The 10,287-nt window shown below is 69.5% G+C and carries 9 protein-coding genes and 1 pseudogene; 6 read left to right on the forward strand and 4 right to left on the reverse strand.

Annotated elements, in window-relative coordinates; genetic code table 11:
- Window positions 1-1,093: 1,093 nt before the first annotated feature.
- A complete protein-coding gene (locus A5646_RS06130) occupies window positions 1,094-1,387 on the forward strand; it encodes a hypothetical protein (RefSeq protein WP_067020608.1) in 294 nt (97 codons plus the stop codon).
- 417 nt (window positions 1,388-1,804) lie between these two features.
- On the opposite strand, the gene A5646_RS06135 is transcribed toward A5646_RS06130, so the two are convergent.
- Entirely contained in the window at window positions 1,805-2,215 is a 411-nt protein-coding gene (locus tag A5646_RS06135) for a F420-dependent biliverdin reductase (protein ID WP_066867196.1), read from the reverse strand.
- 35 nt (window positions 2,216-2,250) lie between these two features.
- Between A5646_RS06135 and A5646_RS06140 the strand changes: the two genes are divergently transcribed.
- From A5646_RS06140 to A5646_RS06155, 4 genes are read left to right on the forward strand one after another with little or no spacing between them, the layout of a single operon-like run.
- Window positions 2,251-3,000, forward strand: a complete 750-nt coding sequence (locus A5646_RS06140; protein WP_067020593.1) for an SDR family NAD(P)-dependent oxidoreductase — start codon at window positions 2,251-2,253, stop codon at window positions 2,998-3,000.
- Window positions 3,001-3,031: 31 nt separating this feature from the next.
- The gene (locus A5646_RS06145; protein ID WP_066875878.1) at window positions 3,032-4,198 is read left to right on the forward strand and encodes a bifunctional cobalt-precorrin-7 (C(5))-methyltransferase/cobalt-precorrin-6B (C(15))-methyltransferase; all 1,167 of its coding nucleotides are present in this window, start codon (window positions 3,032-3,034) and stop codon (window positions 4,196-4,198) included.
- Window positions 4,195-4,950, forward strand: coding sequence for a precorrin-4 C(11)-methyltransferase (gene cobM, locus A5646_RS06150; protein ID WP_066867201.1), 756 nt, complete (start codon window positions 4,195-4,197; stop codon window positions 4,948-4,950). The genes A5646_RS06145 and cobM overlap by 4 nt, the downstream gene beginning before the upstream one ends.
- Window positions 4,947-5,684, forward strand: coding sequence for a cobalt-precorrin-6A reductase (locus A5646_RS06155; protein ID WP_197505130.1), 738 nt, complete (start codon window positions 4,947-4,949; stop codon window positions 5,682-5,684). Before cobM ends, A5646_RS06155 begins: the two co-directional genes overlap by 4 nt.
- Here A5646_RS06155 and sigC read toward each other — a convergent pair.
- On the reverse strand, window positions 5,681-6,235 hold the full coding sequence (sigC, locus tag A5646_RS29770) for an RNA polymerase sigma factor SigC (RefSeq protein WP_231998251.1): 555 nt from the start codon (window positions 6,233-6,235) through the stop codon (window positions 5,681-5,683). The two genes, A5646_RS06155 and sigC, sit on opposite strands and share 4 nt — an antisense overlap.
- 114 nt (window positions 6,236-6,349) lie before the next feature.
- Window positions 6,350-7,090, reverse strand: a pseudogene (locus A5646_RS30230) (DUF2275 domain-containing protein); the annotation flags it as partial.
- 128 nt (window positions 7,091-7,218) lie between these two features.
- Between A5646_RS30230 and A5646_RS06165 the strand changes: the two are divergent.
- Window positions 7,219-8,868 carry a PPE family protein gene (locus A5646_RS06165; protein ID WP_067020605.1) on the forward strand — a complete coding sequence of 550 codons (1,650 nt, stop codon included), beginning with the start codon at window positions 7,219-7,221 and terminating at the stop codon, window positions 8,866-8,868.
- A gap of 8 nt (window positions 8,869-8,876) precedes the next feature.
- On the opposite strand, the gene cobJ is transcribed toward A5646_RS06165, so the two are convergent.
- Window positions 8,877-10,287: precorrin-3B C(17)-methyltransferase (gene cobJ, locus A5646_RS06170; protein ID WP_067020610.1), on the reverse strand; the 1,411-nt coding region annotated here is incomplete at its 5' end.

Raw genomic sequence — 10,287 nt, forward strand, 5'->3', positions numbered from 1 at the left:
CGACGGCTCGGCGACTGGGTCGTGAGCGCCACCGGCCGGCACGGAGACCGGCTCAGGCGGCTGCTCCGCCGGCACCGCGGTGGGTTCGTGCGGGCCGCCGGATGGCACAGACGCCGGATCGTGCGGACCCCCGGGAGCGGCCGGCGCAGCCGGTGCCGGCGGAGCAGCCGCCTGAGCCGGTCTCCGTGCCGGCCGGTGGCGCTCACGACCCAGTCGCCGAGCCGTCGGGTGGGCCGCGTGAGCCGGTTTCGGCGCCGACCGCCGGTCCACGTCTTCCGCCCGTGCAGGCGGCGGCGGGCGACGGACTGCCGTCGGCAACTCCGCAACTACTCGACCATTCGTCGCTGCCCGTGTCACCGAGCGGATCTTCCGCTGAGACCGCGCCTATCGGCCCCCACCCATCGCCACCTTCACCTCCCTCAGCGGGTTCCCCTTTCGAGGTCCCAGGCGGGCGCCCGACCGAATTGCCAACGCCGAGTGGCGGTGGCACGCATGGCCCCGGCGACGGCGGTCCGCCAGGTGGACACCCGCCCGAAGGGCCACCCGGGGATCCCAGTGGGCATGGCGACGGCGATGGGGGTCCGCCGAGAGAGGACAAGCACCATCCGCCCGGCCACGACACCAACGGCGAGCCGCAAGCAGGTGATGGCTTCGTCGGACCGTATCCGCTGCCGCCCCCGGAGCTTCTTACCCCGCCTCCGGATGGAGCATTTTTCTGGTCGGGCAGAACTTCCGATGGCGTCGGCATCGGGCCATCATCAGCCGGCGGAAATGGATCTGCAGACCTGTTTGCAGCTTCACGCAGCGGGACCACATTGGAGGGCCTGCTGGAGCGAAATGGCATATCGCCACCGAAGTGGAGCTTTGACGACCCCGCAGCGGAGGCGTGGTGGTCGAAGGTCTCCGAAACATATGCTGCTAACGCTCGAGGTGAAGTCCACGCGGTTATCGGACCCAATCTTCGCCCCGGTGGTGTGTGGCAAGCGGTCGAGCTTCCACGACTCATGGACAATCCAAATGTCACCAGGATCGTGATCATCGATCCCGAAACCGGTGCTGAAACAACGATTTTCGAGCGATGAAGGAGCTGAGGATGGATCCGGCCGTCGTAAACGCCGCAATTGTCGTAGCCATCAGAGACACCGCGGTTCCTCATATCGACAAAGAAAAGTTGCTAGAGGTGTACGGGCAATCGCAAGCCGAATCGTTGATCGCGCGTGTTTCCGAATTGGTGCACGAAGCAGTTAGCATGCCGCTCGAATGGGGAGATATGACGCTAGCGGAAGGCGTTAACGACATCCTGCGGCGTTTCCATGAAAAGCATCCAGAACTGTCCCAGGAAGCCTTGCACGAGATCGGTCGATGCGTTGGATGGAACCTTCGTTAGCTGATATAGCAAGTCCGGGGCCGATCCAAGAATGAAACGAGCGAACTGAGGTCCAGCATTGAAGCATAAGTCCTGCTGTCTAGGGAAGAAGTACTAATGCAGTTTAACGACACTTATTTGTCACGTGAGGATAGATATGCGATCGGCATTGAGTCGCTGTCGGGACGCTATTACGCGTCGATACCCGTAAGCAATGGGATTGTGGACTACGACGAGTACTATGAGCTTACAATGAGCCAATTCGATCAATTCTTAGACGACAGAAAGGCGGCAATCGAATTCATTGAAGCTTGCCGTCTCCGTAAACATGACGATTTGCTCTTGCAGCCACCTGGAAATAATCGCGGGATTCCCGTTTAAATGCGTTCGGTTGCCGTTGGTCGGTCCGCTGCTAGGTCCCACCTAACCCGCGAGCTCCTACTCGCCCCGGTCCAAAAGATCCGACGACCCGAGCACCCGCTCGATCTGAACCTCGATGACCACGCGTCGTGGATTGGGGCGCGGGGTGCGGTAGCGCTGGGCGTATCGCAGCTCGGCGTCGCGCACGGCGTCGGGGTCGTTGTTGACCTTGGACCGGCCCTCCAGCGACAGCCACCGCGCGCCGTCCACCTGGCTGAGCACGGCCAGCCCGCCGCGATCGGCGTTGACCGCCTTCTGCGAACCCCCGGTGGTGATGACCCGCGCGATGTGCGTCTTGGGATCGAAGGTGAATCCGACCGCCACCACGTGCGGCGAATTGTCGGCTCGCAGCGTGGTCAGCATCGCCAGATGGCGTTCCGACAGGAACGCCAATGCGTCATCGGTGAGCCGGGTAGTGGTATTCGCCATCACCGCCCACGCTAGCGCAGGTGATAATCGCAGCCGTGGACGACACGGGCGCAGGTCCAGTACTGATCCTGGGTGGCCGCAGCGAGATCGGGATCGAGCTGGCGCGACTCCTCGCGCCCGGCGCGACGGTGGTGCTGGCCGCCCGCCGCGCTGATCAACTCGCTGACCAGGTCGACGCGCTCAAACTCGCCGGGGCCGCGGCGGTCGACACCCGGGAATTCGATGCCGACGACCTGGCCTCGCATGGGCCGCTGGTCGCCTCGATCGTCGCCGAGCACGGTCCCATCGGCACTGCGGTCTTGGCGTTCGGCATCCTGGGCGACCAGGCCCGCGCCGAAATCGACGCCGCGCACGCCGTCGCCGTCGTGCACACCGACTACCTCGCCCAGGTCAGCCTGCTCACCCAGTTGGCCGCCGCGATGCGCAAAGCGGACAACGGGCGGCTGGTGGTGTTCTCCTCGATCGCCGGCGCACGCGTGCGTCGCGCCAACTACGTCTACGGCTCGGCCAAGGCCGGCCTGGACGGCTTCGCCAGCGGCTTGGCCGACGCGCTGCACGGCACCGGCGTCCGCCTGCTGATCGCCCGCCCGGGATTCGTCATCGGGCGCATGACGGAAGGCATGTCGCCCGCACCGTTGTCGAGCACACCCGCCCAAGTGGCCGCCGCGACCGCACGAGCGCTCGCAAAGGGGCGCCGCACGGTGTGGATCCCGTGGGCGCTCGGACCGGCGGCGGCCGTGATGCGCCTGCTGCCGCAGTTCATCTGGCGCAGGATGCCCCGATGATCCGCGCCGGCGACCATGCAGAGCGGCGCTCATGATCGTCGTGGTCGGCATCGGCGCCGACGGCATGCCCGGACTCGGCGAAGCGTCACGCACCGAACTCCGCAGGGCCGCAATCATTTACGGCTCCCAGCGGCAACTCGACCTTCTCGATGACACGGTGCCCGCGCCGCGACGACAATGGCCGTCGCCGATGATGCCCGCGCTGCAGACGTTGCTCGATGAGCACACGGGCGACGTGCACGTGGTGGCCAGCGGCGATCCGCTGCTGCACGGCATCGGCGGCACCCTGATCCGACTGCACGGCCGCGGCAACGTCAGGGTGCTGCCGCACGTGTCCTCGGTGACGCTGGCCTGCGCGCGAATGGGGTGGAACGTCCACGACACCGAGGTGATCAGCCTGGTCACCGCGCAGCCGCGCACCGCGGTGCGCCGCGGCGGCCAAGCGATCGTGCTGTCGCAGAACAAGTCCACGCCAAGCGAACTCGCCGCACTGCTCACCGCGCATGGCCGCGGCGAGTCCGAATTCACCGTCCTCGAACGCCTCGGCGGCCCAGACGAGCACCGCCGCGACGGCACCGCCCGCGACTGGGCCGGTGACCGAGACCTCGACGATCTCAACGTGATTGCCGTGCGCTACCTGCCCGACGACCGTGTCTCGCCACTACCCGACGACGCGTTCACCCACGACGGGCAGATCACCAAGCAGGGGATCCGCGCGGTGACGTTGGCCGCCCTGGCGCCGCGCCCGGGCGAGCGGTTGTGGGACATCGGCGCCGGCTCGGGCAGCATCAGCATCGAGTGGTGCCTGAGCGGGCGCGGTTGCAGCGCAGTGGTATTCGAGCGCGACGAGCGGCGCAGGCACAATCTCGACATCAATGCCGCGGCCTTCGGGGCCGACATCGAGGTGCGCGGCGAGGCTCCGGACGCATTCGCCGGCGCCGAGCCGCCGTCGGCGATCTTCCTCGGCGGCGGACTGACCCAGCCCGGTCTGCTCGACGCCTGCCTGGACAACCTGCCCGCCGGCGGACGGCTCGTCGTCAATGTGGTCACCACCGAATCGGAAGCCGTTCTCGCGCAAGCACATCAGCGCCTGGGCGGCCAGCTGCGACGCTTCCAGCATTATCACGGTGAGCCGCTGGGCGCATTCACCGGCTGGCGCCCGCAGTACCCGGTCACCCAGTGGGTGGTGACCAAGTGACCGTGTATTTCATCGGCGCCGGCCCGGGCGCGGCCGACCTCATCACCGTGCGCGGTCAGCGGCTCCTGCGATCCTGCCCGGTGTGCTTGTACGCCGGATCGATCATGCCCGACGACCTGCTTGCCCTGTGCCCGCCCGACGCGAAAGTCGTTGACACCGGCCCGCTGACGCTCGAGCAGATCATCACCGAACTCAGCGAGGCGCACGCCGCCGGCCACGACGTGGCGCGCCTGCATTCCGGTGACCCGTCGCTGTACAGCGCGCTCGCCGAGCAGTGCCGCCGGCTCGATGCCCTGGGCATCGACTACGAAATCGTGCCCGGGGTTCCGGCTTTCGCCGCCGCGGCGGCCGCGCTGAAGCGCGAGCTCACCGTCCCGGGGGTGGCGCAGACGGTGACGCTGACCCGGGTGGCGACCCTGTCGACGGCCATGCCGCCCGGCGAAGACCTGAAGACCCTGGCCCGGTCCGGCGCAACCCTGGTCCTGCATCTGGCCGCCGCCCAGATCGACACCATCGTTCCGCAACTGCTCGAAGGCGGCTACCGCGCCGAGACACCCGCGGCCGTCGTGGCTTTCGCCAGCTGGCCGCAAGAGGCGGTGCTGCGCGGCACGCTGGCCGACATCGCCGAGCAGATGCATCGGACCGGCATCACCAAGACCGCGGTGATCGTCGTCGGCGACGCGCTGACCGCCGGGGGATTCACCGACAGCTACCTGTACTCGACCGGGCGGGCGCGGGGGAGCCGGCACTGATGCGCGTCCTGCTGCTCGGCGGCACCGGCGAGGCGCGCGCCCTGGCCAAAGCGCTGCATCCCCGCATCGACATCGTCAGCTCCCTGGCCGGCCGGGTGCCCGACCCTGCCCTGCCGGTCGGACCGGTGCGCATCGGGGGGTTCGGCGGCGTCGACGGGCTACGGCGCTGGCTGCACGACGAACGCATCGACGCCGTCGTCGACGCCACCCACCCGTTCGCCGCCACCATGACGGCGCACGCCGCCACCGCCTGCGCCGAATTGCGGATTCCCCACCTGATCCTGGCGCGCCCCGCCTGGGACCCGGGCCCCGCTATCGTCGTCGAGTCCGACACCGATGCCGCTGAAACCGTTGCCCGGCAAGGCTATTCGCGGGTGTTTCTGACCACCGGGCGCTCGGGCGTGTGGGCCTTCGCCGGCAGCGACGCGTGGTTTCTGATCCGTGCGGTCACCGACCCCGACCCTTCGGCATTGCCGCGCCGTCACCGGGTGGTGCTCTCCCGCGGACCGTATGGCTACGACGACGAGTTCGCGCTGCTGCGTGACCACCGCATCGACGCGCTGGTCACCAAGAACAGCGGCGGGGACATGACCCGCGCGAAGCTGGATGCCGCGGCGGCGCTGAACGTTGCGGTGGTGATGGTGGCGCGCCCGCCGCTACCGGCCGGCGTGTCGACCGTCGGCACGGTGGCCGAGGCCGCCGAATGGATTGGCGCGCTACAGGGTTCGTGCTAGCCGGTTAGGTGGCCGCGCTCGCCGTCGGCCAGCAGCGCGTCGCGGGCGCGCGCGACGCGGGAACGAATGGTGCCCACCGGGCAACCGCAGACCGCGGCGGCGTCGGCGTAGGGCAGGCCGAGCAGTTGGGTGAGCAAAAGGGCTTCGCGCTGTTCGGCGTTGAGGTTGGCGATCATGGTGGTCACCTCGACCAGGTCCTCGAACCCGCGGGCGTGCCGGTCCGCGCGCACCACGTGCTCGGGATCGGCACCCATGGCCGCGCGGGGCCGCGACTGCAGGTGGCGAATGTGGTCGGCCACCACGCGGCGCGCGATCGAGAGCAGCCAGGTCCGCGCGCTCGAACGCCCGGAGAACCGCTCGATGGCGCCGATGGCGCGCAGAAAGGTCTCTTGGGTCAGATCGTCGGCGCTGCCCGAATCTGAGAGATAGGCGACGAACCGCCACACGTCTTGCTGGGTGGCCTTGATGAACGACTCGAGCGCTCGCGCGTTTCCGCGCGCGGCTGACAACGCGAGCTCGGTTACGGCCTCGTCATCGCTCGGCGCGATCATGCCCAACCACCTTTGTTGTGCGAGTTTTCCGATTCTACGACGGCCCGTCGTAGACGATGCGGTGGGGTCGATGGCGGCATGGTTGATGGGCCGCAGATGCCCACGCCGCCGACCGCTGGGTGAGTCCGCCGCCCAGGCGGGAAAGTGTGCGTCGTCCGAAGCATCCGAGCCGCGCCGGCGGTGCGAGCCCACCCGTTCCCGCGCCACCAGCAACGCAAACGCCAAGCCCAACAACAGGGGCATGTGGCTGGCGATGCGGGTGGCGGTCACCTCGCCGGCGAAGGCGTCGACGATGACATAGCCCAGCAGCGCAACGGAATAGACACCGGTGATGGCCGCCACTCCCGAGGCCGAGGCGGGCCAGACACCGGCCGCGATCATCGCCAGACCCAACGCCAGCAACCAGGCCGTCGACTCGTGCATCAGGTGCTCACCGGACATCGCGCCGTGCATATGCTCGGACACCATGCCGAAATCGATTCCGCTGATCTGGGCGGCGGCGATCGCCACCTGGAAAAGGCCGACCGCGATCAGGCCCCAGCGCCGGTAGTGCGACCGCAGCCAGCGCATCCGGGCCTGATGTCCGGTGGCCTGCTCGCCGATGCTCGCCATGATCTTGTCGACCAGGTCGGGGCCCTCGCCGGGCGTCACCGAAGCCAGCCGGCGCGTCTGCACCGCCGCCCCGATCAACCAGGAGCGGCAGCTGCGGCAGGATTCGAGGTGGGCGTCGACTTGCTGCGCGAGGACTTGGGGACGCTCGCCGTCCAATCGAGCCGACAGCGCTTCGCGCGCAATCTCACACCGCATCCCTGCATCGTTGCGCATGGCCCGGCCCCGCGCAAAGACTCGCCACATTTGGCCCCGGAACGAAATTGCGGGGAACTAAACGGCGGCGGCAACCGACCTCTGGTCGTACGCATCGCCAGCCCACCCACGAGATGCACCGAAGAGGTATTCGTGTCCTTGCCCGAAGGCCCCCGACGATGACCGCCCCGATCTGGATCGCGTTTCCGCCCGAAGTGCACTCGACACTGCTCAGTAGCGGCCCCGGCCCCGCGCCGCTGCTGGCCGCCGCCACCGCGTGGACGTCGCTGAGCACCGACTACGCGACCGCGGCAGCCGAGCTCAGCGGAGTGCTGGGGGCGGTGCAGGCGGGCTCGTGGGACGGCCCCAGCGCGGACCAGTACGTGGCCGCACACGCCCCCTATCAGGCCTGGCTGCTGGAAAGCGCGGCCAAGAGCACGACGGCCGCGGCCCTGCACGAGACCGCGGCCACCGCCTACACCACCGCCCTGGCCGCTATGCCGACGCTGGGCGAGCTCGCTGCCAACCATGCGGTGCACGGGGCGTTGGTCGCCACGAACTTCTTCGGGATCAACACCATTCCGATCGCCGTCAACGAGGCCGACTACGCGCGGATGTGGGTGCAGGCCGCCACGACGATGACCACCTACCAGGCCGTCAGCGAATCCGCGCTGGCGGCGGTCCCCGCGACGACGCCCGCGCCGACCATCGTCGTCCCCGGGGCCGAGGCCGCCACCGCCGGCGTCGCGGCGGTACAGGCGGCCGCCGTCGCGCCGGCCGCGAGTTCGGGCTCCAACCTCAACAACGCCGACACCTCGAGCGCCCAGCAGCAGGCGGCGACGCAGACCTATCCGTCGTGGATGGACCAGCTCACCCAGTGGCTGCAGCAGTACACCCAGAACTTCGCGTGGCCGGTGTCCAAGGACCTCAACCCCGGTGGGTGGCCGTTCCCGCCGGTGCCCTGGGTCAATAGCCTCGCCTCGTTCTTCGGCCAGTTGGGGCTCTCGCCGGCCCTGTCGACCGCGCTGGGCTGGGCCATCTTCCACACGCTGATGATCTTCTGGCCGTTCATTCAGCTCGCGATCCAGATGGCGGTGGTGCTCGCCCCGGTTGTCGTGGCCGCCATCGGCGCGGCCGCCGCGGGCGGGGTGGCCGCGGCGGTCACCGCGATCAGCGTCGCGGTCCCGCTCTCGACGCCCGCGCCCCTGCCGGCGGTCGCGGCGGCGCCCGCGCCGGTCATCGCACCGACGCCGACGATCGCCACCGCGCCGGCGAGCGTGAGCCACGTGCCCACCCCGTCCACCGCGCCCGCGACGACCGTTGCCGGATCGGCGGGCGGGGGACCGGTGGGCGGCGGACCCGGTGTCGGCTTCGGTCCCACGGCGACCGACGGCATCGGAGCGAACGCGTTCAACGCCCTGTACGCCGTGGGGCTTTCGGGACTGTCGGCGCGCGGCAGCGCGAGCAGCCGGTCTCGGCGCAAGTCGGAGGAACCGTCGTCCGACGACCTCGACACGCCCGCCGCCGCGGCCGCGGCCGCCGAGGCCAAGAAGAAGGCGCGGGCCCGCCGGCGTCGCGGCGGCACCGCCACCGAGCGCGCCTACCGCTATGAGTTCATGGAGATGGACGGGGGGACGACCCCGGCCGCCGACGCCGGAGACCCGTACGCCCCCCGCCCTTCCGAGGACAGTGCGGGACCGCTCGGATTCGCCGGCGCCGCAACCAAACCCGATGCCGCGCAGGCCACCGGGCTGGCCACGCTGACGCGCGACGGGCTGAGTGACGGCCCCACCCTGCCGATGATGCCGAGCACCTGGGATCGCGACTAGCCGGCGTTTCAGGCCTGGTAACGCCGCGGTGTGAAGACCCGGTCGGTGGAATCGTGTGAGTACCACTGGGTTTGGGACGACCCGACGATCAGCAGGCAGCGCATGTCGATCTCGGTGGGCTCGAGATCGGCCAGCCTGACCACGCGGACGTCTTCGTCCGGGCCGGAGACGTTGCGGCCGACCACCACCGGGGTGCCGGGTTCGCGGTGGGCCAGCAAGATGTCGCGCATCGCCCCGACCTGCCAGGTCCGCGACTTGGAAGCCGGGTTGTAGATGGCCAGCACCAGGTCGGCGGCCGCGGCGGCCTGCAGTCGCGCGGAGATCACCTCCCACGGCTTGAGGCGGTCCGACAGCGAGATCACCGCGTAGTCATGCCCCAAGGGCGCGCCGACCCGGCTGGCGACGGCCTGGGCCGCTGTCATCGCCGGAATCACCCGCACCTGCACGCCCGGCCATTCCTTGGCCTCTTCCAGCACCGCCGTCGCCATCGCGAACACGCCCGGGTCGCCCGAGGACACCACCGCCACGGCGCGGCCCTGTTCGGCCAGCGCGCAGGCCAGGCGGGCCCGCTCGGGCTCGTCACGGTTATCGCTGGGGTGACGCTGCTGGCCGTCGCGCGCCGGGACGCGGCTCAGGTAGCCGCCGTAGCCGATCAGGTCGGTCGCCGCCGCGAGCTCGCGGCGGGTCTGCGGCGTCATCCAATCCATGTCGCCGGGGCCCAGACCCACCACCGTGACGCTGCCGACGGCGGCAGCGCGCCCGCCGCGTTGCCCGCCCGGCAGGATGGCCAGTGAGAAGTACGGGACGCCGGCCTCGTCGACGTCGGCGGCGGGCAGGATGCGTTGCGAAGCGGTGCTGGCCCGCTCCACATAGAACGCGTCGTCAAGTTGTCCTGACGTCGAAAGAGCTTCCCGCACAGCGTGATACGAGCGGCCGAGCTTGAGCACGACGGCCGCGTCGGCGTCGGCGAGCCGTCGGGTCAGCTCTTCGACCGGCAGGGTGCCCGGCAACACCGACAACACCTCGTCGCCGGCCACCAATGGCGTCGCGATGGCCGCCGAGGCGGCGCTCACCGACGTCACGCCCGGCACGATGACCGCGTGGAACCGCTCCGTCAGCCGGGTGTGCAGATGCATGTAGGAGCTGTAGAACAGCGGATCGCCCTCGGCCAGCAGGGCCACATTGCGACCGGCCTCCAGATGCGCCGCGATGCGCTCGGTGGCCTCGACGTAGAAGTCCTCGATCGCACCGGCATAGCCGCCGGGATGGTCGGTCGTCTCGGTGGTGACCGGATAGACCAGGTGCTCTTCGATCTGGCCGGGCCGCAGGTACGGTTCGGCGATGCCGCGCGCGATGCTGCGGCCGTGCCGGGCGCTGTGGTAGGCCACCACGTCGGCCTCGCCGATCACCCGGGCGGCC

The organism is Mycobacterium sp. 1245499.0 (assembly GCF_001673615.1).
Taxonomy (GTDB): Bacteria; Actinomycetota; Actinomycetes; order Mycobacteriales; family Mycobacteriaceae; genus Mycobacterium; species Mycobacterium europaeum_A.